Origin of the sequence: Pectinatus haikarae, from assembly GCF_015732185.1 — a bacterium.
GTDB lineage: Bacteria > Bacillota > Negativicutes > Selenomonadales > Selenomonadaceae > Pectinatus > Pectinatus haikarae.
Genome location: NZ_WIQM01000016.1, coordinates 81,137 through 107,207 on the forward strand (window position 1 = coordinate 81,137; position 26,071 = coordinate 107,207).

Below are 26,071 nucleotides of genomic sequence, written 5' to 3' on the forward strand. Positions count from 1 at the left end.
CATCACACCTCAGCTTTCTTTTCCAGCTTATTGATGTATTTGCTCAGAAGAAAACATATAATCCAGTATGATACTCCTGCTGTAAAATATGCAGGTCCATAGTACATATTGCTTCCCGACCATGAGTCTGCCTGATACATCAGATCACCACCTGCTATCATAGCCAGCACCGATGTATTCTTTACAAGATTGATTGCCTGATTGGCCATAGCCGGCAGCATTACCTTCTTTGTCTGCGGCAGGATTATATACCACATAGCCTGCCAGTAATTGAATCCCTGTGACATAGCTGCTTCAAGCTGCCCTTTGGAAACAGACATGATGCCGCCGCGTACAGCTTCCGCCATATATGCTCCCGTATAAACGCCAACGCCAATGATTCCGATCAGCAAAACCGGCATCACTATGTGAATATGCGGTAAAGCATTATAAATAAAGATAACTTGTATGACCAGTGGCGTGTTCTGAAAAAATTCGACATATACACGATTCAGTGCCCGAATAACCCTATTGGGAAAAACGCCGGCGATACCAAAAACTATCCCCAATAATATTGACAGGACAAGTGCCCCCACTGTCACTTCCAGAGTTGTAGTAAGTCCGTCAATAAAAAGCTCCCGTGCATCGAATAATGCCTGCCACTTATATAGTGCAAAAGGATTGTTGACATCCATTATTTATTAAGTTTCCATTTCACAAGAAGTTGATCCAATTCGCCGGAATCTTTCATTTCTTTTACTGTATCATTAATAATTTTAGCTAATGCTTCATTTCCTTTTTTAGTTGCCGCGCCGTATTCCTGCGGTGCAAATTTATCCGGAAGAATTTTTGTTTGATCATCAATATAACCGGCGAGATTTGACGTATCCATAGCATAAGCCGAAGCACGTCCAGACATCAAAGCAGCCTTACATTCCGGATAGGTTGGAAATTCAGCAAATTTGACCTCTATACCGGCAGCCTTCGCCGCATCTTCTACTGCTTTTTTTGTCGTTGCTCCCTGAGGAACAGCAATAGTTTTACCGTTGAGATCTTTAATAGAGCTGATATTATCTGACTGTTTTACCAATAGTCCCACAGGATCGGTATAATATGGCATACTAAAATCATATTGCTTTTTGCGTTCATCATTTATTGTATAGGTAGCAATAACAGTATCCAATTCACCGCTATCCAGTAATGGCCCGCGTGTCTTTGCTACAACAGGCGTAAATTCAATTTTTGAAGGATCATTGAATATTTTTTTGGCAATAGCTTTTGCCAAATCAATTTCAAAACCTTCCAATTCACCACTATCGGGATTTTTATACCCGAACAAAGGAACATCTACTTTGCTGCCTACTTTAATATAGCCTCTGTCTTTAATTGTTTTCATAATATCACCCGATGCTGCTGACGAAGAAGCTGATGAAGAGGAGGCCGAGTCTTCACTTCCACAGCCCGTGGCCAGTAAAGACAATCCTGTAATTGCAGTCAGAGCTAAAACCATTAATTTTTTCTTTGATAAAAACATAACTATTACCCTCCCAAATTAAAATTATTATCCTTCATATTTTTAAGATAAGTTTCTTAGCCAAATCTACTCGATAATCGAAACAACAAACTCAAAATAATGACCCTACAAAATTTTGCTGAGAAACTGCTGAGCTCTTTCATTCTGAGGATTATCAAAAAAAGCTGACGGCGTTCCCGTTTCGAGGATCTGTCCGTCGGCCATAAAAATTACATGATCAGCCACTTCACGTGCAAATCCCATTTCATGTGTTACGCACACCATAGTAATACCACTGTGTGCCAAACCGACCATAACATCAAGAACCTCTTTTATCATTTCAGGATCAAGTGCTGATGTCGGTTCATCAAAAAGCATTATTTTAGGATGCATATTAAGGGCCCGTGCAATGGCCACACGTTGTTGCTGCCCACCGGAAAGCTGTGAAGGATAAGCACTTGCTTTATCTTTCAAACCCACTCTGGCGAGAAAATCCAGCCCGGACTGTTCAGCCTCATCTCTATTTTTTCCCTGAACCAGAATAGGTGCTATGGTTAAATTTTCCAAGACAGTTTTATGCGGATACAGGTTAAACTGCTGGAAAACCATTGCCGCTTCCTGCCGTATTTTTTTTAACTGGGCTTTCGATTTCATAAGATTAATGCCGTCAACTGTTACTTCTCCACTATCGGGTTTTTCCAGTTGATTGATACAGCGTATCATTGTACTTTTTCCTGACCCGCTTGGGCCGATAACTACTACTTTTTCTGCCGGTTTCACGTGCAGATTTATATCTTTAAGAACATGATTATTGCCAAAATACTTATTAACGCCTGATAAATGTATCATTTTTTATCCTCCTTTTCTATAAAAGTATAAAAAAAAACGCCGCGGTCGAATACAGACCATAGCGCCATTGCTTAAGTATGGAATAAGTATAAATCATTAAATATATTTTGTCAACACATTCATATATGTTAAATATATTAATAAATATCACTGTTTTTTATTAAAAAATGCATACTGTTCAAATATAAAGTTTATATATTATTAATAAAGAAAAATGAAAATCCGTAAAGATAATACAAAAGAGAGAAGACTGCTCTTCTCTCTTATATATACTGTATGGAGGCGACACCCAGACTTGAACTGGGGAATAAAGGTTTTGCAGACCTCTGCCTTACCACTTGGCTATGTCGCCACTAGAACGTGTATCATTATATATAATTTTTCTCGTATTGTCAATCTTTTTTTTCTTTCATTTCAATTTGCCTATTCTCTTCATAATTAATTGACGCCATATAATTTAATAGTTATACTTAATTATAGCAAATGAACTCAATAAAAACTATACTAGGAGGTATTTTTTTGAAGTATACAATAAGAATGTTGACTTTAACAGTGCTGTCTCTCTTTGTTTCACTCTCTGCAGTATTTGCTATGCCTGCAACCAAGGCCTCATTAATGGATGAATCCTTTGATTTATCTTCTATTCATTCCATTGCTGTTGCTGCACCGAATTACATTCAGACAAAAACTGGACCTGCTCCGGACGCTGTGACAGCATTAATTGCCCAGACCGGCTTTGATTCCAGAGATTTGAAGAATATTACCATAATACCCTATTCAGTAATTGCTGAAAATATGAAAAACGAATCCGGTATTGATTTACAAACTAGTGATAGAAATACGGCGAAAAAGCTGTTCAAAGAAAATGCGGCCAAATATGCCGATGCATATCTTGTAGTTACTATTGCCAACGACAGCCGTGTCGTGCTGTTTTACGATCTTTACTCTTCTAAGACGAGCTCATATCTGTACTCTTACAGAGTCATAGGCGGCGGTCAAGGTGACAACAATATAAATTCATATAAATCCTTTAATGAACTTTTCTATAAAGGATTATCTGATTCTATAAAAGAGCAGCATAAAGACGATTCTAAAACTAAAAAATAACAGGCAGGTAGCTTGGGTAAAAATTTTTCACACTAAAATTTAAAATTCATCATATTTTGATAGCTGTACATCAGCTTAAAATTGTCTGTAATAGACGAAAGATTGTCATATATGGACTCTCCTATGAGTGTTGTCATATAAAAAGGCCGTTGCATAGATGATAATTTATGCAACGGCCCTTTTTATAGAAGTTTTTAAAAGATTTATCAATAACCATGTTGCACTTTTATGCATAAAAGATGTATAATTATAAGGTAATTAGCAAATAAGGAGATGATTTATCGTATGAAGGTCAGTATAATAGGCGCTACCGGTTATGCAGGAGTTGAATTGCTGCGCATACTTCACAATCATCCAGAAGCTGATATAGCATATCTGACATCAGAGAGCAGCGCAGGTAAAAAAATATCTGACATATATGAGCATCTGCGCGGTATCTATGATCAGGTTCTTATAAGCATGGATAATATCAAACAAATCGCCGCCGAAAGTGATTTCCTTTTTATCTGTCTGCCGCATGGTCATGCCATGCAAGTCGGTAAAACAATTGAAAATCAAAATACGCGTATCATAGATTTGGGTGCCGATTATCGTTTCACGGACACAGCTGTTTATGAGGAATGGTACAGAGTAAAACATACACACAAAAATGCTGCCCGTGTTTACGGGCTTGCCGAGCTGCACAGACAAGAAATCAAAACAGCAAAAATAATAGGCAATGCCGGTTGTTATACTACAGCCAGTATATTGGCTCTTGCACCGTTGGTAAGGGAAGGTTTGATAGACCCGTCCACAATTATTATCGATGCCAAATCAGGTGTGTCCGGGGCAGGGCGTTCAGCAAAACTTGCGAATCATTTTCCTGAGCTATATGATAGTTTTAAAGCATATGCGGTCTCTTCACACAGACACACACCGGAAATAGAACAGGAACTTTCTTCTCTGGCGGGAGAACATATCATTCTCAATTTTACGCCGCACCTGCTCCCAATGTCACGCGGTATTTTAAGCACCTGTTATGCAAATTTAACTGCCGGTACAGCTTATGAAAAAATCGACGATGCTTTTATTAAAGCGTACGGTTCAGAGTTTTTTATTCGTCTTCTTGGCCGAGGTACATACCCTACCACAAAAAATGTTCGCGGCTCCAATTTTTGTGATATAGGCTGGCATATTGATGAAAGGACCGGCCGCGTAATCGTGCTGTCAGCTATTGATAATCTGGTCAAAGGTGCAGCAGGACAAGCCGTGCAAAATTTCAACATTGCCTGTGGTTTTGAAGAAAATACTGGATTGCTGATGACACCGATATACCCTTAATTGATATAAACAACATATTTAGGAGGTTTTTTAATGTTAAAAGAAGACAAGGCAGGTATAACATATGCGAAGGGATTTAAAGCCGCTGGAATAAAAGCAGGTATAAAAAAAAGCGGCAACCCTGATCTGGCTCTTATCGTAAGCGATAACGACGCAGCTGTAGCCGGCACATTTACCCAGAATAAGGTTGCCGCCGCACCTGTTTATGTTTCAAAAAAAGTAGTCAGCTCCGGCAGTGCACGAGCAATTATTGCCAATTCCGGTTGTGCTAATGCCTGCACGGGTCAGCAGGGAATGGATGATGCAAAAAAAACTGCAGAATTAACAGCATCTCAGCTTGGCATAGAACCGGATGACGTTGTAGTCGCATCTACCGGCGTAATAGGCGTCACGCTGCCCATGGATAAAATCCAAACAGGCATAAAAACTGCTGCTGCTGTACTCAAGGCTGACGGAAGTGAAGCTGCAGCAAGTGCCATTATAACTACCGATACTTATATAAAGTCGTTGACTACCAGCATGATCATAGACGGTAAGGAAGTCCGCATCGGTGCTATTGCCAAGGGTGCCGGAATGATCCAGCCCAATATGGCAACAATGCTGTGCTTTATTACCACCGATGCCAATATAGATCAGGTTCGCCTCCAGCTCGCTCTTTCTGAGATAGTAGAAAAATCATTTAATATGATCTCGGTAGACGGGGATATGAGCACAAATGACATGGCAGTGATTTTTGCCAACGGACAGGCCGGAAACAAGAAAATTGTTAAAAATGATGCAGATTTTAAGATCTTTTATGATGCATTATCCGAACTTTGCTGTGAAATGGCTCAAAAAATCGCCGCTGATGGAGAAGGCGCCACTAAGTTTCTGACAATTAATATTCATAATGCTGAAAATTTTGCAGACGCAAAAAAAATTGGCATGTCCATAGCAAACTCTCCTTTGGTAAAAACAGCCTTCTTCGGTCAGGATCCAAATTGGGGACGTGTTCTTTGCGCTGCAGGTTATGCCGATGCTAATATGATACCGGAAAAAACCGTGGTAAAATTCGGTAATATAACAGTTTATGAAAACGGTACAGGAGCTTCTTTTGATAAAAAAGCCCTGCAGAAAATCATGGCAGAACATGACATTATCATCGATATAGACCTCAGCCTCGGTTCTACCGATGCCACTGTATGGACCTGCGATCTTTCCTATGAATATGTTAAGATAAATGGTGAATATCATACCTGAGGAGTTGGCTGTTGTGGAATTTTCTGCCGAAATGAAGGCATCTATTCTGGTGGATGCCTTACCGTATATACAGAATTTTTACGGAAAAACCATTGTTATAAAATATGGCGGCAACGCTATGGTCAATGATGATCTGAAAAACAAAGTAATGCATGATATTGTGCTGATGAAATATGTGGGGATCCGCCCTATAATAGTTCACGGAGGCGGCCCTGATATAACAGGTTTTCTGAAAAAATTTGGCAAAGAATCTCGGTTTGTCAGCGGATTGCGTGTTACAGACAAGGAAACTGTCCAAATTGCTGAAATGGTACTTGTCGGTAAAATAAATTCAGAAATCGTCAGCCGCCTGAATAAACTCAGCGTAAATGCCGTCGGGCTCAGCGGCAAAGATGCAAAGCTTATTATAGCAAAGAAAAAAATGGCTGTCATACATAACATGGACGGCAGCTCAGAAAAAATTGATATAGGCTTCGTAGGTGAAGTAGAAACGATTAATACAGAGCTTTTAAACGATCTTCTTGATCAAAACTATGTTCCTGTAATAGCACCGATCGGAACAGGCAGCGATGATTCCAGCTATAATATCAATGCTGATTATGTAGCGGCAGAAATTGCAGGGGCAATGCATGCTGAAAAACTGCTTCTTTTAACAGATATTGAAGGTATCTATCATGATTATAATGATAAAAACACTTTTCTTTCTACATTGACCCAAAAACAAGTAAAAGATATGATTGCCAAAGGCGAAATCAGCGGCGGCATGATTCCAAAAGTGGAAGCGTGCCTCTGTGCCCTTGAAAAAGGCACCGGCAAAACCAGTATTATTGACGGACGCCAAGCGCATTCTCTTATCTTGGAACTTTTTACTTCACAGGGAATCGGCACACAGGTAATACGCTGAGTATCGGTCTTAATATTAGGAGGTTATATAAATGAAGGCTGAAGAAATATACAGTGAAGATGCCGCACATTATCTTCCTGTTTTTGCACGTTACAAAATAATTCTTGACCACGGCGAAGGACCTTACGTATATGATATACGCGGAGAAAAATATCTCGATTATTTGGGCGGGATAGCTGTAAATGTTTTGGGCCATAATTATCCTGCTCTTGTGCAGGCAATAAGTCAGCAGGCCGCAAAAATGATCCACTGTTCCAATCTTTATTATACAGAAGCTCAGGCAACAGCTGCTGCTAAGCTGAGTGAAATAAGCGGCATGGACAGAGTGTTCTTCGGCAATTCCGGTGCAGAAGCAAACGAAGGTGCAATAAAGCTGGCCCGGAAATATGCTCACATATCCGATCCTGACAAATCACTCATAATAGCCGCAAATCATAGTTTTCACGGACGCACACTCGCCACGCTCACTGCCACAGGACAGCCCAAATACCATGAAGGCTTCGGACCTCTGCCTGAAGGCTTTACTCATGTGGACTACAATGATATAAAACAACTGGAAGAAAAGATGGATGAAAAAACATGTGCAGTCATACTGGAAGCAATTCAGGGCGAAGGCGGTGTGCATGTTCCCGACGAAGATTATCTGCAAAAAGTACGTGCGCTTTGCGATAAATACAATGCCTTATTGATATTCGATGAAATACAATGTGGGATGGGACGCACCGGCACCTTTTTTGCCTATCAGCAATTTGGGGTCAAGGCAGACATTGTAACTCTAGCTAAAGGATTGGCAGGTGGTGTCCCCATAGGAGCTTTTATGACAAGCAATAAAATTGCGGCAGCTTTTCATGCCGGTGACCACGGTACGACCTTTGGCGGCAATCCGCTTGCCTGTGCGGCAGCAAATGTTGTTTTGGATGCCATTTCCCATGACGGACTTATGGAAAATGTAAAAAAAGTAGGCGCATATTTGACAGATCAGCTGAAGATGCTGCAGAGCAAATATCCGGCTCTTATCAAAGAAGTGCGCGGACGAGGTTTAATGATAGGCATGGAAATAACCAAGCCGGGCAGAGATATAGTAGATGACTGCCTCAAAGAGGGTATGATAATTAACTGCACTGCGGGCAATGTACTGCGTTTTGTCCCTCCTTTGATAATAACCAATCGCCATGTTGATGAGTTGATCCCTGTTCTTGACGAAGTTTTCGCAAAATATTGATTTGGTTCGGCTGTCCATATTTTATCAGCGCATTATAAAATCATGATATATATTTTCCAAAGCAAATATTTTTAATTAAAATATAGCAATACATTATCAAGGAGGTTTTTTTATGCTTTCATGTAAAGATTTATTATCAATACATGATCTGACAGTTGAAGAGGTAGAAGAAATCCTGACCTTTGCACAAGAACTTAAGGCTATGCAGAGGGCCGGTATTGAACACCATCTGCTGGAAGGTAAAACACTCGGAATGATTTTTGAAAAATCATCAACACGAACACGTGTTTCTTTTGAAACAGGCATGTACCAGCTCGGCGGACAGGCTCTTTTCCTTTCAAATCGTGATCTGCAGATTGGCCGCGGAGAACCGATAAAAGATACAGCCCGGGTTCTGTCCCGCTATCTTGATGGAATAATGATCCGTACCTTTGAACATGAAAAGGTTGAAGAATTTGCCCATTATGCCGACATCCCTGTTATAAATGCTCTGACCGATCTGCTTCACCCCTGTCAGGCACTTACTGATCTGCTGACCATCAGAGAACATAAAGGACAGAATCTGAAGGGTTTAAAGATGGCTTATATCGGTGATGGCAATAATATGTCACATTCACTGATGTTCGCCTGCGCCAAAACCGGCATCGATTTCGTTGCCGCGACACCGAAAGGCTATGAACCCAATACTGATATACTGGTAAATGCCAAAGCTGACGCAGCTGAAACATGTGCGACGATCACTGTTACAAATGATGTAACTGAGGCTGCCAAAAATGCCGATATTTTATATACAGATGTATGGGCCAGTATGGGACAGGAATCTGAGCATGATAAACGAATGAAAATATTCCGAGAATATCAGATAAATGCAGATATCCTAAAACTTGCAGACAAGCGCGCTATGGTTCTGCATTGTCTTCCGGCACATCGCGGTGAGGAAATAACAGATGATGTCCTAGAAGCCCATGCTGATGAAATTTTTGATGAGGCAGAAAATCGTCTTCATACGCAAAAAGCGATCATGGCTCTTTTGATGGGCGATCACCATCATCACTGATAATAAAATAATTTAAGGAGTGTTTATCAATGGAACAAATAAAAAAAGTTGTACTTGCATATTCAGGCGGTCTCGATACATCTGTTATCATTCCCTGGCTCAAGGAAAATTACGGCGGCTGTGAAGTTATAGCCGTATGCGCCGATATCGGTCAGGGTGATGAATTGAACGTTGTTCATGACAAGGCATTGAAATCAGGAGCGTCAAAAGTTTATATTGAACACCTTACACAGGATTTTCTGGAAAATTATGTATGGCCTACATTACAGGCAGGCGCAGTATATGAAGGAAAATATCTTCTCGGTACGTCATTTGCACGTCCTTTAATTGCAAAACGCCTTGTAGAAATAGCTCAAAAAGAAAATGCCGACGCAATTGCCCACGGCGCCACCGGCAAGGGTAATGATCAGGTCCGCTTTGAATTGACTGTTAAAGCATTGGCCCCCAATATCAAAATAATCGCGCCATGGCGTGAATGGACACTCAAATCCCGTGAGGAAGAAATAGCTTATGCCAACAAACATGGCATTCCTGTCGCCTCAGAAAATAAAACATACAGCATGGACAGAAATATCTGGCATCTGAGTCATGAAGGTTCTGATCTTGAAGATCCTTGGAATGCACCTAAAAACAGCATGTATCTTGTTTCCAAGGCTCCCGAAGATGCATCAGATAAACCTGAATACATATCCATTGATTTTGAGAAAGGTATCCCTGCAGCTGTAAACGGTGAAAAAATGACAGCTGTGGCTTTATTGGAAAAATTAAATGAAATAGGCGCAAAAAACGGTATTGGCATAACCGATATAGTTGAAAACCGTCTTGTCGGTATGAAATCACGCGGCGTTTATGAAAATCCGGGCGGAGCACTTCTGTATTACGCCCATAGAGAACTTGAATATCTGTGTCTGGACCGTCAGACCTTCCATTATAAAGAAACAGTTGCCATACGTTACGGTGAGCTGGTTTATGATGGAATGTGGTTTAGTCAGCTGCGCGAAGCCTTGGCAGCTTTTGTTGACAGTACACAGCAAACCGTCACAGGTACTGTTAACTTAAAACTTTATAAGGGTAATATTATGTCTGCCGGCGCAAAATCTCCTTATTCTTTATACAGCCATGATTTTGTTACTTTTGAAGCAGATGATGTATATGACCAGACCGATGCCACCGGCTTTATCAACCTTTTTGGTCTGCCTCTCAAGGTCCGTGCAATGATGCAGGAAAAAGCAGGTAAATAATCATATGGGCGAACAATTATGGGGCGGCAGATTTTCTAAATCGACAGACGAAATGATAAATGAGTTTCAGGCTTCCATCCAGTTTGACAAACGTATGTATCACGAAGATATCGCGGGCAGCATCGCTCATGCCCGCATGCTGGCAAAATGCGGTATAATTTCTGATGATGACTGCCTAAAAATTACAGACGGCCTAAAAGCTATATTGACCGATATAGAAACAGGAACTTTTGATTTTTCTGTTGATCTCGAAGATATCCATATGAATATTGAAAAAAGACTTACCGATAAAATCGGCGAAGCTGGCGGCCGGCTGCACACTGCCCGCAGCCGGAACGATCAGGTCGCGCTTGATACACATATCTATGTCCGCAGAGAAACAGCTGCCGTATCCCGGCTTATCCTTGAACTGCAAAAAGCTTTCGCAGAAACTGCACGTAAATACAGCGATGTTATCATGCCTGGTTATACTCATTTACAGCGGGCTCAGCCCATTTTATTTTCACATCATATGCTCGCTTATTTTTCAATGCTTTGCCGTGATTTTTCACGTTTTGAGGGAGTATATGACCGCTGTGATATAATGCCGCTCGGTGCCGGTGCTCTCGCAGGCACTACCTTCCCAATCGACAGACAGCTGGTAGCTGATCAGCTCAACTTTTCATCAGTTTATGCGAACAGTCTCGACGCTGTCAGTGATAGGGATTATATAATGGAATTTCTTTCATCCGCATCAATCCTGATGATTCATCTGAGCCGTATAAGCGAAGAAATAATTCTATGGTGCTCCCGCGAATTCGCCTTTATAGAACTGGATGATGCCCACTGTACCGGTTCAAGCATGATGCCGCAGAAAAAAAATCCGGATGTTTCGGAACTTGTCCGCGGTAAAACGGGACGCGTGATAGGGCATCTTATGGCTATGCTCACCACGGTGAAAGGACTTCCTCTTGCTTATAATAAAGATTTGCAGGAAGATAAGGAAGGACTTTTCGACACCATAGATACCATAAAATTCAGTCTCGCAGTTTATGCCCAGCTCATTCGCGGAATGAAGGTAAACAGAGAAATAATGCTGAAAGCTGTCCGGGAAGATTTTTCCAATGCCACCGATCTTGCCGACTATCTGGTCAAAAAAGGTCTGCCGTTCAGACAGGCTCATGCCGTTTCAGGCAAAGCGGTCCATTATTGCATTGAACAGCACAAATGGCTGGAGGATATGACTATGGAAGAATTTAAAAAACTCTCTGACTTATTCGAGCCTGATATAAAAGAAGCAATAAAGCCGGAAACCTGCGTGAAAAATCGCGATTCTTACGGAGGTACGTCTTACAATCAGACTCAAATACAACTGGCTTCAGCAGAAGAGATCCTTTTGAAGCAGCAAAAGAAGCTTGATTTTTATCATTCCCGGAAAATAGAAATTTGATTGTTTTTCCAACCTGTAAAAAAACAGCTGTGTAGTTCTTTTTATCTTGAGTTTCAGTGATCAATGTTTTTAATTAATGCACGCTGTTCATAAAAGCGTGCATTTTTAGTATAGCAAAGGATTATTTTATGAATTCGATCTTATTTATCGCACCTCATCAGGAAATAGCCGACAAAGCCCAAAATATATTAGAATACATGGGCATATCCATTCCCGTAATCACAGCGTCCAATCAAGATGCCGTACAGGCAGCCATATCATATCGGCAAGCCTCAATAGTGATAAGCCGTGGTGGTACTGCCCGTGACATACGCACAAGCACAGATAAAATGGTAGTCGACATACACACTGCATTTATAGATATAAGTACTGCTGTCCAAAAATTAGCTGCCCAAGGCAGTAAAGACATAGCCATCGTCTCTGCAAACAATATAATAGAAAATGCCCGTATCAAATTCGATTTTGGACAGACTTCAGTCAGATTATGCCCCTGCGTTGATGATGATGATATCATCAGAGAAGTAAAAGAACTCTATAGTACCGGCATAGACGGCATTGCCGGTGATATAAAAGCTATACGAACTGCCGCCGCATTAAATATACAAAACCGTGCTTACATCAAATCAGGTGATATTTCTATTACTAAGGCAATTGAAGAGGCACTGGCCCTTGCCAACTATGAACAAGTAAAACAGCTGCGCTTGAAAACAATGCAGTCTATCATTGACAATATCGACGAAGGCATAATAGTATATGATCAGAATCACCATATCATTTTTTCTAATAAAGAAGGCCAATCCATCATAAAAAATGGTTCTATATTTTCTTTATCAGACCGGCAGAAAAATTTTTCTGAACTGCTTCATGGATATAAAGGCAAAATAATGGAGATAAATTCAGAAAAAGTGTTATTGGATATCATTCAGCTTAATGTAACTAAGGATTATCAAAATGATATATTAATTTTTCAGAAAGTCAGTAATATTGAAAATTCAGCCAGAAAAATTAGATCAGCACTCCATCAGAAAGGTTTATATGCTAAAAAAAATTTTGACGATATAATTTATTCCTCCGAAAAGATGAAGATTATTCTAATGACTGCCAATAAGTTTGCCGAATCAAATTCTACAGTGCTGATTTACGGAGAAACAGGAACGGGAAAAGAAGGACTGGCTCAAAGCATCCACAATGCCAGCTCTCGCCGTGATAAACCTTTTGTGTCGGTAAACTGTGCTTCACTGCCCCCAACGCTCATAGAATCAGAACTATTCGGCTATGTAGACGGAGCTTTCACCGGTGCCCGGCGCTCCGGCAAAAAGGGCCTGTTTGAAATGGCACATACTGGGACAATCTTTCTTGATGAGATAGGCGATCTGCCGCTTGATATGCAAAGCCGCCTTCTGCGTGTTCTGCAAGAGCGGGAAATTATGCGTATAGGCGATGATAAAATATTACCTATTGATATACGGCTTATCTGTGCCACCAATAAAAATCTCAAAAACCTTATCAGAGATGGTCTTTTTCGTCAGGATTTATATTACCGCATAAATGTTCTGAGAATTACTCTGCCCCCGCTGCGTGAGCGCCGGGAAGACATAATGCCGCTGTTTTATTTTTATCTTGATCACTATATACCTGATCGGAACGATACATCAATATCCTTACCGGTAAAAATAACTGATTATCTGCAAAATTATCCATGGTATGGGAATGTGCGTGAACTAAAAAATGCGGCAGAAGTCATGGCCTTTAGTTATAATAAAAACATATCCCTGCCGCAGGTAAAAAATATTTTAGACGATGATCTTAATGAAACAAGTGAAGACTGTATATTGAATATCAACGCCGGCGGCAATTTAAAAACAATAGAGAAAGATATAATCTATCAGCTGCTTAAAAAATATTCCGCGGACGAAGTATGCCATATGCTGAATATAAGCAGAGTCACACTGTGGAGAAAATGCAAATAAAAACAAGCAGCAGACTGTTTCAAAAACAGTCTGCTGCTTGTTTTTTTATCTTCATATTTATATCACTCATCAGGAAATTACCTTTGACTCTTTTAACTATAGGTCAAAGCTCTTCCAGTAAAGATTTTATATTTTTTACATAACCATCTTTTGTATCATAAATCGTCTTACCGTTTTTACGCACTTTTATTTCTATCTTATCTTCTTCAACAGCCTTCGGACCTATCGTCACACGCAAAGGATAGCCAATAAGATCAGCATCTTTGAATTTTACACCGGGACGTTCTTTTCTGTCATCCAGAAGCACATCTATCCCTTCTTTTTTCAGTTCAGTATAAATTTCTTCTGCCAGTTTCATCTGTGCTTCATTTTTGGCATTTACAGGAACAAGAACAACTTCATACGGTGCGATAGCTCTTGGCCAAATTATACCATTTTCGTCATGATACTGCTCTATGGCCGCTGCCATTGTGCGGCTTACACCGATACCATAACATCCCATTACCAATGGTTTTTCCTTGCCATTTTCATCCAGAAAAGTTGCCCTCAATGCGCTAGAATACTTTATTCCCAGTTTAAATACCTGCCCTATTTCTATGCCGCGTGTTATATCCACCGAAGCGCCGCAATGCGGGCAGGCATCATTTTTTTGAATAAGGCGGACGTCTTTTACCATCACCTCACCAAAATCACGTTTCGGATTGGCATTTACATAATGCATATCAGTTTCATTTGCACCGCAGCAGGCATTTTTCATTTCCATAACGGTTTCATCAACAACGACTATCGTTCCCTTTTTCAAACCTATAGGACTCATGAATCCCGGGATTCCTCCAGCAGCCAAAATCACATTTTCATCTGCCATTCGGAGATTTACCGCCTCTACAGCGTTTTGCAATTTGATTTCGTTTACTTCATGGTCTCCTCTGACAAAAACGCAGATCAGCCTGTCCTTTTCATCCTGAAAGGCCACCGCCTTAATACTTTTTTCAATGGGCAGCTTCAAATACTCAATAACAGCTTCAATAGTTTTGGCATTTGGTGTAGCTGTTTTTTGCAAAGGCAGCTCATCTTCATTTTTGGAATATAAAACTACAGATTCAGCCTTTTCTATATTGGCAGCATAATCACATTTTGTGCAGACAGCAATCTCGGATTCACCGTTTTTAGCCAGAGCTGTAAATTCATGGGTATTGCTGCCGCCGATAGCACCGCTGTCAGCCTCTACCGGACGAAAAACAAGACCGCATCTGGAAAAAATTTTAGTATATGCATCATACATTTTCTTATATGATACATCCAATCCGTCCTCATCCTTATCAAAAGAATATAAGTCCTTCATAATAAATTCACGTCCACGCATCAGACCAAAACGAGGCCGAATTTCATCACGATATTTATTTTGAATTTGATAAAGAAGCAGCGGCAGCTGCTTATATGACCGAACCTCGTTGCGCACTAAATCTGTTATTATTTCCTCATGTGTCGGCCCAAGACAAAATTCCCTGCCGTGCCTGTCATTAAGTTTGAACATTTCCTCACCGAAAACATCCCAACGGCCTGATTCACGCCAAAGTTCCGACGGCTGCATGATAGGCATAGCGATTTCCTGTCCGTCTGCCCCATCCATTTCCTCACGTACAATCTTTTCTATTTTACGCAATGTTCTCCACGCCAGCGGCAGATATGTATAGACTCCCCCCGCGGCTTTCCTTATAAAACCAGCCCGAAGCATCAGTTGATGACTGGGAATTTCAGCTTCTGCCGGTACTTCTCTCAATGTAGGTGCATAAAGCTTAGACGCGCGCAATTACAAAACTCCTCTTATCCGTTATTTAATAGCAATTATTATATATAAACCCCGCTTGAAAATAAATGCCTTTACAGCTGCGATATTTTATCTATTTCTTTAAATAACTGTGAAACCAAATCATTTTCCGGAACTTTCCTTATTATTTTTCCCTTACGGAACAGCAATCCTTCTCCCTTACCGCCAGCAATACCAATATCAGCATCTCTTGCTTCACCCGGACCATTTACTACACATCCCATTACAGCAACCTTTATAGGTACAGAAATATCTGCCAGCTTTCTTTCGATCTGATCGGCAATACCTGCCAGATTTATATTGCAGCGTCCGCAGGTGGGACATGAAACAAGTGTAGGTCCATATTCTCTCAGACCGAGTGTCTTCAATATCTCGTTAGCGGCCTTTACCTCGTTCACAGGATCTCCTGTCAGCGATATGCGGAAAGTATCACCAATTCCCTCAGACAACAATATTCCTATCCCCACAGCAGACTTGATAACACCTGTATTTGCCGTACCAGCCTCGGTTATCCCCAGATGCAGCGGATAGTCAGCCGTCTGACTCATTAGCCTATATGCTTCTATTGTCAATGGAACATCGTGTGACTTGAGGGATATTTTTATATCGTGAAAATCCATATCTTCCAAAATACGCACATGTTCCATAGCACTGTCTACCATTGCCTGCGCAGTAACATGTCCATATTTCAGCAGAATCTTCTTGTCAAGCGAACCTGCATTGACGCCTATGCGTATAGGTATATTTTTTTTCTTAGCAGCGCTGACAACCTTCTGAACCCGTTCTCTGTCGCCTATATTGCCCGGATTTATACGCAGAGCATCGATTCCCTGTTCTATTGCGGTCAGCGCCAGTCGATAGTCAAAATGTATATCAGCAACAAGGGGCATGTCCGTTAGATTTTTTATATTACCTATATTTTGTGCAGATTCCATATCGGGTACAGCCATGCGGACAATATCGCAGCCTGCCCTCGCCAGTGCACTTATCTGTCCAACAGTGGCTGCTGTGTCATCAGTCTTCGTATTAGTCATAGATTGAACGGAGACAGCTGCGCCTCCGCCAATCTTTATCTTTCCTATATGAATTTGTCTGGTATACTTTCTTTCTATCATTTTTTAAATAATCTCCCAAAATTTTTTGCTGTCAGATCAACCGAACCAGCGGGAAAAATCCTGGGCGGTGGCAAAAAACATCAGCATCAGAAGCAGTGCCATACCTATAAACTGAGACCTGCGCATCAGTTCAGGGCTAAGAGGTTTTCCTCTCACCGCTTCTATCAGCAATGTAAAAAAATGCCCTCCGTCAAGCGCCGGTATAGGCAGCAGATTGATTATTCCCAAATTAATACTAAGCAGGATCATTATATTCAATACTGACTGTATCCCTACCTGTGCAGCCTCTCCGATAATAGCCGCAACCCCAATCGGGCCTGCCAAATCAGCATGAACGGTACCCATAATCATACCTGCAAGAGAAGCAACCATCGTATAAATAATAAACCATACCTGTCTGGCAGCCAAAAGCAATGACTGTGGCAGACTCACAGACGTGTTTTCTGTGGCAGCGACAACTCCCACCATGGCTTGTTTTGCGCTCTTATCATACTCCGGTATAATATTTGCCGTTCGAGTATCGCCATTGCGCAAATACTCAATATGCAAAACCTTGCCATCAGCAGATTTTACTTTGAGAGCAAATTCGTTCCACGTGTTTATTTTCTCACCATCTATCGAAGTTATAATATCTCCCTTTTCAAGACCGGCTTGTGCCGCCGGACGCTGCGCCACTACATTACCAAGCTGAGCTTCCTTCACAGGCGTCTGTATGCCCGATGTAAAAAGTACAGCCGCTATCAAAACATAAGCCAGAACAATATTCATCAGCGCACCGGCAATAATAACGATCATTCTCTGCCAGACAGGTTTTGCCCAGTATGCACGTTCGCCGGCATCCTTATCATCTTGTTCCATTCCTGCGATTTTATTGAAACCGCCAAGCGGTATTCCCCTTATAGAATACAAAGTTTCCCCATATTTAAAGCTGACCAATTTGGGCCCGAAACCTATAGCAAATTCATCTACGCGCATTCCTGTAAGCTTTGCCGTAACGAAATGTCCCAATTCGTGCACCAAAACCAATATGCCGAATACAACAACCACGGCAACGAGCATAGTTATACTAAAGCCCATACTAATCCTCCATTATTTAGCAAAATAACATCCCTGCAAAGATGGCAGTTTTAATTTACTGATTCGAACAGGCCGCTGCCTATTTTCTCTATACAGCATATAGTATATCATTTTAAACCTGCTAAAGTAAAATATATTGATAAAATCGTATATCTATCCCATTTTTGACAATAAATCACAGGCAAACTTACGCACTGCCGCATCTGTAGAAAAAAGCACTTCTGCGGTTATATCATAAACAGTTTTATGTGCCTGCATAGAAGTCTCGACTATAGAATAGATATCCAGAAATTTTATCTGTCCTGCTAAAAAAGCCTCAACGGCTATTTCATTGGCGGCATTCATCGCACAAGGCATAGTCCCGCCTGTTCTGCCAGCTTCATATGCCAAATCTATTCCACGAAAAGTTTCTGTATCAGGCTTTTCAAAATCAAGCCGGGACAAATTCCAAAAATCAAGTTTTTCAGCTGCAAGCTTTGTTCTTCCGGGATAGGTAAGTGCATATTGAATAGGCAGCCGCATATCCGCAGTTCCCAATTGGGCCATCACTGTCCCATCGACATATTCTACCATGGAATGAACTATACTTTGCGGATGCACCACTACTTGAATTTTATCATAAGGTATATCATAAAGCCAGTGGGCTTCTATTATTTCCAATCCTTTATTGAGTAAAGTAGCACTATCAATCGTAATTTTTTTCCCCATTGACCATGTCGGGTGGGCAAGACATTCCCTAGCCGTAACATACTTCAGTTCCTCCGTTTTTTTACCGCGGAACGGTCCGCCGGAAGCTGTAAGCAGAAGTTTATTAACATCTTTTTTTTCATTGCCCTGCAAACATTGAAAGATAGCGCAGTGTTCACTGTCAACCGGCAATATATGAACTTTTTTTTGTTTTGCCATCGACATTACCAGTTCACCGGCAACCACCAATGTCTCTTTATTTGCCAAGGCTATATTCTTACCGGCTTCTATCGCCGCCAAAGTCGGTTTCAACCCCGCAAACCCCATCAAAGAGGTAACGACCGTATCGCTATTCTCGTAAGCGGCAGCGGCAATTAATCCATCTTCACCGGAAAATATCATAGTTTTGCCCGAATATCTCGATTTTAATTTTTCAGCAGCATTTTCATCACATAAAACTGCTATATCGGGTGCAAATTCTTCTATCTGTTCCTCCAACAGCTTATCATTTTTATTGGCTGCCAAAGCTTTTATTGCAAAGAGATCACGGTGCTGCCTAATGACTGATAAAGTCTGAGTGCCTACAGAACCGGTTGATCCCAGTACCGAAATATTTTTCATCAAAAAATCCTTCCGCAATTTTACTGTATCTGATGTAATAAGTATTTGTAAAAGAAAATATAAAAATAGTACACAAGCGGTGCTGTAAAAATCAAACTGTCGAAACGATCAAGAACACCACCATGCCCCGGTATAAGATTACCCGAATCCTTAATACCTGTATACCTCTTAAATATTGACTCGACCAGATCACCCAGCGTAGCAACAATTGCCACAAGTACTCCCAAAAAGCACATCGACCACAAAGGAAACCCCGCATACCAGCCTGCCAGTGATACAGAGGCTACAGTACCGATAAGTCCGCCGACAAAACCTTCTATGGTTTTTTTAGGACTGATAAGCGGACACAGTTTATGTTTGCCCAGAAAAAAACCTATAAAATAGGCGAAAGTATCACTCGCCCATGTACCGATAAGCGTCAGCCAAATCAAATATAACCCAATATCAATTCCGCCAGCTGCCAATAGATGCCCGGTAAAACCAAGCCGCAGCTGCATTATGTAATAAAAACCACTGCCAATATAAAAAACCCCGGTAAAACCTATACACGAAGCCAACGGCGAAAATTTTTCATAACAAAACACCATTCTAAACAAAAATACAGTCATCACAAGTGCCGCTGCCGGCATGAAAAGGCTTATATGTTTATTTATACCGCCAGATCCGCTCAGCACCAGGAAAATAACAGCTGCCGTTCCTAGCCAAAGAGGAAGCATGATATTTTTTTCGGCAAAAGCACGTACATATTCCTGCCAAGCCAAAACAGCCAATGCGGTAACACAAAGCATGTATATAAATCCGCCATACATTATGATCATGAATGCTGCCGCAATACCAATTATTCCAGATATAATTCTTGTACCCAAAAACAATCCCCCATATTACTTATCATCCAGACCGCCAAAACGCCTGTCCCTTTTTTGATAATCATTAATTGCCCGCAAAAAATCCTCAGGCATAAATTCAGGCCAATTTTTTTCAGTAAACCAAAGTTCTGCATATGCGCACTGCCACAAAAGAAAATTACTTATACGCATATCACCGCTTGTCCTGATCAATAAATCAACGGGTGGCTGCTGTGCGGTATAAAGACTGTCATCCAAAAGCTGCTCATTTATATCTTTTATTTCTATATCTCTGCTCAAAACCCTTTGCGCTATATTCCTTGCAGCCATTACTATCTCATCACGCGCCCCGTAGTTTACGGCTATATTTAAACCCAGCCCCGTGTTATCAGCTGTCTTTTTTTCTCCCTTTTTTATCTGGCTTTGCAATTCACCGGACAGCTCTGTTAAACAACCGACAAATTTAAGTCGTACGTTGTTCTTGTCCATTTCTTCAACTTCTGAATCCAGATAAACAGAAAACAGTTTCATAAGAAAGTCAACTTCAGCAGTCGGCCTTTTCCAGTTTTCTGTTGAAAATGCGTAAACCGTAAGAAATTTTATGTTAATGGAGCAGGCAGCTTTTACTATTTCCCGCAGTGAATCGACTCCTTTTTTATGTCCAGCCTTGCGGGGAAGTCCTCGTTTTTGTGCCCAGCGACCGTTCCCGTCCATTATAATGGCTATGTGTGACGGTAATAGGTCCGCGCTTATTTCATTGAGTTTTGCTGTCTCTCTCTTATTTTCAGTTTTGCAAAAAAAATTTTTCCACATAATACTGCAACCTCTTTGTTCTTGGTAATACAAAACAAGTCCCTCTCCTTAAAAGTACAAAGAAGAAGAGGGACCCTTTCATCAGGGAGCTTCAATCGCTGATACAGGACAGCCTGCCTGACATGCACCGCATTCTACGCAGGAAGCATCATCAATTTCATAATGCTTGTCTCCTTCGGAAATTGCGCCGACAGGGCAGGTGGATGCACACGCACCGCAAGAAATGCATTCATCGTTAATTTTATATGCCATAGTTTACACCTCCTTTCTCATCTTGGCCGCGGCAATCAACTGTAAAATGCCTTTTTCAATACATCTTTCTCTTACGACATATAAAATATCGGCATCAACTTTAAAATAACCATTGTCAGGGGGAATAGTGTAATCTACAACAAATTTGATTTTTTGCTTTTGCAGATCAAAAACAGCATCTGCCAAGAGCCACCCTGCATATTTCATAACTTAAACTTCCATGATTTCTTTTTCTTTAACAGTTCTTATATTATTTACTTCATTGACATATTTGTCAACAAGTTTCTGCATATCTTCCTGTGCTTTTTTAGCTTCGTCTTCCGCAATTTCTTTTGTTTTTTCCAATTTTTTGATAGCATCGTTGGCATCACGGCGGATATTTCTCAAAGCAATCTTAGCATCTTCAGCTTTTTTATTTACTATCTTTACTAATTCAGTACGTCTTTCCTGTGTAAGCTGCGGTATAGCCAACCGTACAACAGTGCCATCAGAGTTAGGATTAAGCTCCAATTCTGATTTCATAATGGCTTTTTCGATAGCATGCAGCATGGACTTTTCCCATGGTGCGATAATAAGCATCCTTGCTTCGGGGACCGATATATTAGCTACCTGATTGATTGGTGTTGGTGTTCCATAATAATCCACCATTACTTTTTCAAGCAGGGCAGGTGTAGCTCTCCCCGCACGCAAAGACCCATATTCCCGTTTCAATGCTTCTATAGCTTTTTTCATGCGGTCCTCATTTGAAGTGAATACATCCTTTATCATTTTATTTTATCCCCCCAACCACTGTACCTATGCATTCTCCAAGCGCAGCTTTCATTATATTACCCGGTTCATCGATATTAAATACAATAAGAGGAATCTTATTATCCATGCATAAACTTGTCGCCGTGGCATCCATGACAGCCAACCCGCGTTGCAGCACTTCAATATATTCCAGACTGTTAAACTTATGAGCATTAGGGTTATTATTCGGATCACTGTCATATACACCGTCAGTATTCTTTTTCGCCATCAAAATCACATCGGCTTCTATTTCTGCCGCTCTCAATGCAGCCGTGGTATCAGTAGAAAAATACGGATTCCCCGTTCCTGCAGCAAAAATCACTACCCTGCCTTTTTCCAGATGGCGTACTGCGCGTCTTCTGATGTATGGTTCAGCTACCTGGCGCATTTCAATAGCTGATTGGACACGCGTATTCACGTCTATTTTTTCTAAAGCATCCTGCATAGCAAGTGAATTCATCACAGTTGCCAGCATTCCCATATAATCAGCTGTGGTCCGATCCATACCTTTTGCACTGCCGGCCAGTCCCCGCCAGATATTGCCGCCGCCCACTACGATACACACTTCAATACCACGCTTATATACATCTTTGATTTGATGGGCAATAGATTCAACAACCTTAGGATTTATACCAAACCCCTGATCTCCCGCTAAAGCCTCTCCGCTCAATTTCAATACTACACGTTTATACTGTCTTATCGTCACTGATATATCCCCCGTCCAATATTAAATTGTGAATTCAGCACAATTTTCTTTATACCTATATGATATATCATATCTTCAAAAAAGAGAACACAAAATAGTGTTCTCTTTAAATTTTCTATAATATATCTCAGCCTTTAACTGCCGCCATTACTTCCGCAGCAAAATCATCTGTTTTCTTTTCAATGCCTTCACCAAGCTGATAACGCACAAAACGGCGGATAGAAATATTTTCACCGATTTTAGCAATTTTAGCCGTCACAAGATCTGCGATACTCTGATCCTGATCTTTAATATAAGGCTGATCCATAAGACAAATTTCCCTATAATATTTTTCAATGCGCCCGTCTACCATTTTTTCAACAATCTTTTCAGGTTTACCTTCGGCAAAAGCCTGCTCACGCAAAACCTTACGTTCATGTTCCAGATCAGCCTCATTCACTTCTTCTCTGCGAATACATTTAGGATTGGCCGCCGCTATCTGCATAGCTATATCACGTGCGAACTCCTTAAAATCAGGTGTACCTGCAACAAAATCAGTTTCACAGTTTACTTCAACTAATACACCTATACGTCCATTCCCATGAATATAAGATGTGACAACACCTTCGGCAGCAACTCGATCTGCCTTTTTAGCTGCAGAGGATAAACCCTTTTCGCGCAGAAAATCTATAGCCTTAGCTTTATCACCGTCACATGCGGCCAAAGCTTTTTTGCAATCCATCATACCCGCGCCTGTTTGTTCTCGCAGTTCTTTTACCATTGCTGCTGTAACATTTGCCATTAATAAACTCCTCCTGTAAAAAGGGGGTAAAGGGCAACCTACCCCTTACCCCCTTTTTATTCTAATTTATTTTAGTTATCTTTTTCTTCTTCGCTGTTTTCCTGAGCAGCTTCTTCGTCTTCACCGCCCTGACGGCCTTCGAGTACGGCATCTGCCATACAGCCGGTCAGTAATTTTACGGCGCGGATAGCATCGTCGTTACCGGGGATAACATAATCGATCTCATCCGGATCACAGTTTGTATCAACAATAGCTACGATAGGAATATCAAGCTTTCTTGCTTCAGCAACGGCAATACGTTCCTTGCGCGGATCTATAACGAACAACGCACCCGGCAGTTTGTCCATTTCTTTGATACCGCCGAGAGCTCTTTCCAGTTTTTCTTTTTCACGGCGCAGCATCTGAACTTCCTTCTTTGTAAGAACCTCAAACGTTCCGTCTTCTTCCATGGCTTCAAGTTCTTTTAAACGATTGATGCTTTTTCTGATTGTGCCAAAATTGGTCATCATTCCGCCGAGCCATCTTTCATTTACATAATACATATCGGCTTTTTTAGCCTGTTCTTTGACAGATTCCTGCGCCTGTTTTTTAGTACCAACAAACAGGACCGATTTGCCTTCTTCAGCAACCGAGCGGATAAAGTTATAAGCTTCATCGACTTTTCTAACTGTTTTCTGCAAATCAATGATATAAATACCATTTCTTTCTGTGAAAATGTATTTTGACATTTTCGGATTCCAGCGTCTGGTCTGATGACCGAAATGAACGCCTGCTTCTAATAATTGTTTCATGGAAATAACTGCCATGATGGTGCACCTCCTGTTTTTTTATTCCTCCACGTATTCTTCCTGCTGCGCAAACCTTATATCAGGCACAGTAACAGCATAGACACGTGTGCGTTTTTTACACCGTCAAATATTATATCATAATTTTTTTTTTCTAGCAACTATTAAAACCATGTAAAGAAAATCATCAATGTGATCTGAACCATATGTTTTCTTGTTTTTCTGCGATAAAAAATCCTCGGATAATAAAAAACAGCCCTCGTTTATTAACGAAGGCTGTCAAATCACGATCCATCAGACCATGACCAATATTTTTTTAAAGCTGTAAAACTCAAGATCAGAAGAAGAATTCAACGGAGCCATATATTCTGTTGAAATCAGCATCTTGTCCGGAAACATCTTCGCCCAAATTCTTACCTTTGAAATAGCGTAAGGAAGCTAAGATATTCTGAGCAACGGTCCACTGACCGCCAACTTCCCAGCCTTTATAACCACGCTGTGCAGCATCATAGGTAGGTGCAAAAGTTGCAAATTCACCAAGGTAACGATATGCTGTGTAAAGACCCCAGCTGCCTGCTTTAGAAGCATCAGCGCCTTTATAGGATAAGGTTATATCATAAGCTTTATCCTGATCGTCGCCTTCATAACCGCTGTAAGCATCAAGATTGCTCTTTGCATATACACCATATATATTGAAATCTTTATTAAATTTATAGCCTAAACCAGCTGACCAAATATTGGTGTTTTCACCGCTTGCCTTTTGATAATCAGAGAATAATGCTTTTCCACCATCATTATCTCGGTTAATATTTCTCAAAGAATAATAACCTGCTACATATCCAAGACCTCTATCACCTGTTACTGCATGGCCTACTTCAAATGATGCATAATCGCCTGTTCCATCATAAGCAGTTGTTCTGCCAATATTGGCATCGGAATCAAAATCATAACGTCCGATAACAGCCTTCACATAAGTATCCTTATTTTTGCCAAGCTTCCAATTGAACTGAGCACCGCTGACATTATCATCCATGATCATGCCTGATCCAAAAGCATCATCACTGTAGGTGTCAAGCTTACCTAATTTAGTATCAGCACCGAACAAAGGACCTTCTACATAAATACGATCAACTACAGTATCGCTTTTATCACTGGTACCATTATTTGTGCTACCGCCGTTATTAGCAGAAGCAGAATTGGAATAGTATCTGATACGTGCATTGGCAGTCCAGCCGGAATCACCAATGAAAGCTTTTGGTTCAAGACGGAATTCATATTGGCTGTCATTTGTTCTGTCACCGCTCTGAGCTTTATCACCAGCATAATAATACTTTAATTCTCCGCCCCATTTAACGTTGTCGGATTTTTTTTCGAGATCGGCAACACGTACACCGAGGTTGTCGAGTTCTTCGGAGAATTCTGCAGCAAGTTTATCGACAAGAGCTTTATCAGCTTTGTCGATATCGGTCTTGGTCATAGCTTTTGCTATGATCTGAGCCATTTCATAACGGGTCATGGTCTGCTGGCCTTTGTAAGTGCCGTCTGGGAAGCCGTTAACAACACCGTCAGAAGCAAGTTTTGATACAGCGTCATATGCCCAGCTGTCAGCCGGTACATCACTGAAAGGATTAGCTGCAGCGAAAGTAGTGCTGGCAGCACCGATTACCAGCGCACCGGTAATCATTGATACGAGAGTTCTTTTTTTCATTAGAAATTCCTCCTAAAATTTTATGGCCTGAAATTTCAGTAAGGAAAGCCGTATGAGTATCCACGTTTCCTCAACTTTTTCATTACCTTATCTCAAGTCTGTAATCATATTAACATATTGTTAATATATTGGCAAGCATTTTTTATAATAACTCGCCTTCCTCAGATGCCCGCAGTTATAGCCTATTTTGCGTATAGCTATTAGTTATAGTCAATATTTATTTACTTTAAAAAG

General features: G+C 40.9%; 25 protein-coding genes and 1 tRNA gene. 9 read left to right on the top strand and 17 right to left on the bottom strand.

What is annotated here, in order from left to right; translation table 11 throughout:
• Positions 1–2: 2 nt before the first annotated feature.
• The 4 genes from I6758_RS11020 to I6758_RS11035 all read right to left on the bottom strand — a co-directional run bounded on the left by I6758_RS11020 (position 3) and on the right by I6758_RS11035 (position 2,693).
• Positions 3–674, bottom strand: a complete 672-nt coding sequence (locus I6758_RS11020; RefSeq protein ID WP_196605323.1) for an amino acid ABC transporter permease — start codon at positions 672–674, stop codon at positions 3–5.
• Complete coding sequence (locus tag I6758_RS11025; protein WP_231038650.1) at positions 674–1,513, bottom strand: transporter substrate-binding domain-containing protein; 840 nt, start codon at positions 1,511–1,513, stop codon at positions 674–676. The genes I6758_RS11020 and I6758_RS11025 overlap by 1 nt, the downstream gene beginning before the upstream one ends.
• Before the next feature lie 105 nt (positions 1,514–1,618).
• On the bottom strand, positions 1,619–2,341 hold the full coding sequence (locus tag I6758_RS11030) for an amino acid ABC transporter ATP-binding protein (protein ID WP_196605324.1): 723 nt from the start codon (positions 2,339–2,341) through the stop codon (positions 1,619–1,621).
• A gap of 277 nt (positions 2,342–2,618) precedes the next feature.
• A tRNA-Cys gene (locus tag I6758_RS11035) sits at positions 2,619–2,693 on the bottom strand.
• A 167-nt stretch (positions 2,694–2,860) separates the two neighbouring features.
• Here I6758_RS11035 and I6758_RS11040 point away from each other — a divergent pair.
• The 9 genes from I6758_RS11040 (at position 2,861) to I6758_RS11080 (ending at position 13,830) form a co-directional block, all read left to right on the top strand.
• Positions 2,861–3,448 carry a hypothetical protein gene (locus I6758_RS11040; RefSeq protein ID WP_196605325.1) on the top strand — a complete coding sequence of 196 codons (588 nt, stop codon included), beginning with the start codon at positions 2,861–2,863 and terminating at the stop codon, positions 3,446–3,448.
• Positions 3,449–3,733: 285 nt separating this feature from the next.
• Positions 3,734–4,768: an N-acetyl-gamma-glutamyl-phosphate reductase gene (gene argC / locus I6758_RS11045; RefSeq protein WP_196605326.1), complete on the top strand. Its 1,035-nt coding sequence runs from the start codon at positions 3,734–3,736 to the stop codon at positions 4,766–4,768.
• A 33-nt stretch (positions 4,769–4,801) separates the two neighbouring features.
• Positions 4,802–6,007 (top strand): bifunctional glutamate N-acetyltransferase/amino-acid acetyltransferase ArgJ, encoded by a 1,206-nt coding sequence (argJ, locus tag I6758_RS11050; RefSeq protein WP_196605327.1) that lies wholly within the window; start codon positions 4,802–4,804, stop codon positions 6,005–6,007.
• Positions 6,008–6,038: 31 nt separating this feature from the next.
• Positions 6,039–6,911, top strand: coding sequence for an acetylglutamate kinase (gene argB, locus I6758_RS11055; protein WP_370871616.1), 873 nt, complete (start codon positions 6,039–6,041; stop codon positions 6,909–6,911).
• A gap of 31 nt (positions 6,912–6,942) precedes the next feature.
• Positions 6,943–8,133, top strand: a complete 1,191-nt coding sequence (locus I6758_RS11060; RefSeq protein ID WP_196605329.1) for an acetylornithine transaminase — start codon at positions 6,943–6,945, stop codon at positions 8,131–8,133.
• Positions 8,134–8,245: 112 nt separating this feature from the next.
• A complete protein-coding gene (argF, locus tag I6758_RS11065) occupies positions 8,246–9,190 on the top strand; it encodes an ornithine carbamoyltransferase (protein ID WP_196605330.1) in 945 nt (314 codons plus the stop codon).
• A 29-nt stretch (positions 9,191–9,219) separates the two neighbouring features.
• Positions 9,220–10,431 carry an argininosuccinate synthase gene (locus I6758_RS11070; RefSeq protein ID WP_196605331.1) on the top strand — a complete coding sequence of 404 codons (1,212 nt, stop codon included), beginning with the start codon at positions 9,220–9,222 and terminating at the stop codon, positions 10,429–10,431.
• 4 nt (positions 10,432–10,435) lie between these two features.
• A complete protein-coding gene (argH, locus tag I6758_RS11075) occupies positions 10,436–11,860 on the top strand; it encodes an argininosuccinate lyase (protein ID WP_196605332.1) in 1,425 nt (474 codons plus the stop codon).
• Positions 11,861–11,988: 128 nt separating this feature from the next.
• Positions 11,989–13,830 carry a sigma 54-interacting transcriptional regulator gene (locus I6758_RS11080; protein WP_196605333.1) on the top strand — a complete coding sequence of 614 codons (1,842 nt, stop codon included), beginning with the start codon at positions 11,989–11,991 and terminating at the stop codon, positions 13,828–13,830.
• A 103-nt stretch (positions 13,831–13,933) separates the two neighbouring features.
• On the opposite strand, the gene I6758_RS11085 is transcribed toward I6758_RS11080, so the two are convergent.
• The 13 genes from I6758_RS11085 to I6758_RS11145 form a co-directional block, all read right to left on the bottom strand.
• On the bottom strand, positions 13,934–15,640 hold the full coding sequence (locus I6758_RS11085) for a proline--tRNA ligase (RefSeq protein WP_196605334.1): 1,707 nt from the start codon (positions 15,638–15,640) through the stop codon (positions 13,934–13,936).
• A 71-nt stretch (positions 15,641–15,711) separates the two neighbouring features.
• Entirely contained in the window at positions 15,712–16,773 is a 1,062-nt protein-coding gene (gene ispG, locus I6758_RS11090) for a flavodoxin-dependent (E)-4-hydroxy-3-methylbut-2-enyl-diphosphate synthase (RefSeq protein ID WP_196605335.1), read from the bottom strand.
• Positions 16,774–16,809: 36 nt separating this feature from the next.
• Entirely contained in the window at positions 16,810–17,850 is a 1,041-nt protein-coding gene (gene rseP / locus I6758_RS11095; RefSeq protein ID WP_231038651.1) for an RIP metalloprotease RseP, read from the bottom strand.
• Positions 17,851–18,003: 153 nt separating this feature from the next.
• The gene (locus tag I6758_RS11100; protein ID WP_196605336.1) at positions 18,004–19,158 is read right to left on the bottom strand and encodes a 1-deoxy-D-xylulose-5-phosphate reductoisomerase; all 1,155 of its coding nucleotides are present in this window, start codon (positions 19,156–19,158) and stop codon (positions 18,004–18,006) included.
• Positions 19,159–19,178: 20 nt separating this feature from the next.
• On the bottom strand, positions 19,179–20,024 hold the full coding sequence (locus I6758_RS11105; RefSeq protein WP_196605337.1) for a phosphatidate cytidylyltransferase: 846 nt from the start codon (positions 20,022–20,024) through the stop codon (positions 19,179–19,181).
• 15 nt (positions 20,025–20,039) lie between these two features.
• On the bottom strand, positions 20,040–20,816 hold the full coding sequence (locus I6758_RS11110) for an isoprenyl transferase (protein WP_196605338.1): 777 nt from the start codon (positions 20,814–20,816) through the stop codon (positions 20,040–20,042).
• An 81-nt stretch (positions 20,817–20,897) separates the two neighbouring features.
• Positions 20,898–21,068, bottom strand: coding sequence for a DUF362 domain-containing protein (locus I6758_RS11115; RefSeq protein ID WP_196605339.1), 171 nt, complete (start codon positions 21,066–21,068; stop codon positions 20,898–20,900).
• 3 nt (positions 21,069–21,071) lie between these two features.
• Entirely contained in the window at positions 21,072–21,275 is a 204-nt protein-coding gene (locus I6758_RS11120) for a hypothetical protein (RefSeq protein ID WP_196605340.1), read from the bottom strand.
• A gap of 3 nt (positions 21,276–21,278) precedes the next feature.
• Positions 21,279–21,836, bottom strand: coding sequence for a ribosome recycling factor (gene frr, locus I6758_RS11125; RefSeq protein ID WP_196605341.1), 558 nt, complete (start codon positions 21,834–21,836; stop codon positions 21,279–21,281).
• Position 21,837: 1 nt separating this feature from the next.
• A complete protein-coding gene (pyrH, locus tag I6758_RS11130; protein WP_196605342.1) occupies positions 21,838–22,563 on the bottom strand; it encodes a UMP kinase in 726 nt (241 codons plus the stop codon).
• Positions 22,564–22,690: 127 nt separating this feature from the next.
• Complete coding sequence (tsf, locus tag I6758_RS11135) at positions 22,691–23,344, bottom strand: translation elongation factor Ts (protein WP_196605343.1); 654 nt, start codon at positions 23,342–23,344, stop codon at positions 22,691–22,693.
• A gap of 71 nt (positions 23,345–23,415) precedes the next feature.
• A complete protein-coding gene (rpsB, locus tag I6758_RS11140) occupies positions 23,416–24,150 on the bottom strand; it encodes a 30S ribosomal protein S2 (protein WP_196605344.1) in 735 nt (244 codons plus the stop codon).
• 316 nt (positions 24,151–24,466) lie between these two features.
• Complete coding sequence (locus I6758_RS11145) at positions 24,467–25,837, bottom strand: S-layer homology domain-containing protein (RefSeq protein ID WP_196605345.1); 1,371 nt, start codon at positions 25,835–25,837, stop codon at positions 24,467–24,469.
• Positions 25,838–26,071 lie beyond the last annotated feature (234 nt).

Coding starts and splice junctions, on each gene's coding strand:
- argF (WP_196605330.1), top strand. CDS start 8,246: ATGCTTTCATGTAAAGATTTATTATCAATACATGATCTGACAGTTGAA.
- rpsB (WP_196605344.1), bottom strand. CDS start 24,150: ATGGCAGTTATTTCCATGAAACAATTATTAGAAGCAGGCGTTCATTTC.
- ispG (WP_196605335.1), bottom strand. CDS start 16,773: ATGATAGAAAGAAAGTATACCAGACAAATTCATATAGGAAAGATAAAG.
- argH (WP_196605332.1), top strand. CDS start 10,436: ATGGGCGAACAATTATGGGGCGGCAGATTTTCTAAATCGACAGACGAA.
- I6758_RS11025 (WP_231038650.1), bottom strand. CDS start 1,513: ATGTTTTTATCAAAGAAAAAATTAATGGTTTTAGCTCTGACTGCAATT.
- I6758_RS11080 (WP_196605333.1), top strand. CDS start 11,989: ATGAATTCGATCTTATTTATCGCACCTCATCAGGAAATAGCCGACAAA.
- frr (WP_196605341.1), bottom strand. CDS start 21,836: ATGATAAAGGATGTATTCACTTCAAATGAGGACCGCATGAAAAAAGCT.
- I6758_RS11070 (WP_196605331.1), top strand. CDS start 9,220: ATGGAACAAATAAAAAAAGTTGTACTTGCATATTCAGGCGGTCTCGAT.
- argC (WP_196605326.1), top strand. CDS start 3,734: ATGAAGGTCAGTATAATAGGCGCTACCGGTTATGCAGGAGTTGAATTG.
- I6758_RS11120 (WP_196605340.1), bottom strand. CDS start 21,275: ATGAAATATGCAGGGTGGCTCTTGGCAGATGCTGTTTTTGATCTGCAA.
- rseP (WP_231038651.1), bottom strand. CDS start 17,850: ATGGGCTTTAGTATAACTATGCTCGTTGCCGTGGTTGTTGTATTCGGC.
- I6758_RS11145 (WP_196605345.1), bottom strand. CDS start 25,837: ATGAAAAAAAGAACTCTCGTATCAATGATTACCGGTGCGCTGGTAATC.
- I6758_RS11060 (WP_196605329.1), top strand. CDS start 6,943: ATGAAGGCTGAAGAAATATACAGTGAAGATGCCGCACATTATCTTCCT.
- I6758_RS11110 (WP_196605338.1), bottom strand. CDS start 20,816: ATGTGGAAAAATTTTTTTTGCAAAACTGAAAATAAGAGAGAGACAGCA.
- I6758_RS11020 (WP_196605323.1), bottom strand. CDS start 674: ATGGATGTCAACAATCCTTTTGCACTATATAAGTGGCAGGCATTATTC.
- argJ (WP_196605327.1), top strand. CDS start 4,802: ATGTTAAAAGAAGACAAGGCAGGTATAACATATGCGAAGGGATTTAAA.
- I6758_RS11115 (WP_196605339.1), bottom strand. CDS start 21,068: ATGGCATATAAAATTAACGATGAATGCATTTCTTGCGGTGCGTGTGCA.
- argB (WP_370871616.1), top strand. CDS start 6,039: ATGAAGGCATCTATTCTGGTGGATGCCTTACCGTATATACAGAATTTT.
- tsf (WP_196605343.1), bottom strand. CDS start 23,344: ATGGCAAATGTTACAGCAGCAATGGTAAAAGAACTGCGAGAACAAACA.
- I6758_RS11030 (WP_196605324.1), bottom strand. CDS start 2,341: ATGATACATTTATCAGGCGTTAATAAGTATTTTGGCAATAATCATGTT.
- I6758_RS11100 (WP_196605336.1), bottom strand. CDS start 19,158: ATGAAAAATATTTCGGTACTGGGATCAACCGGTTCTGTAGGCACTCAG.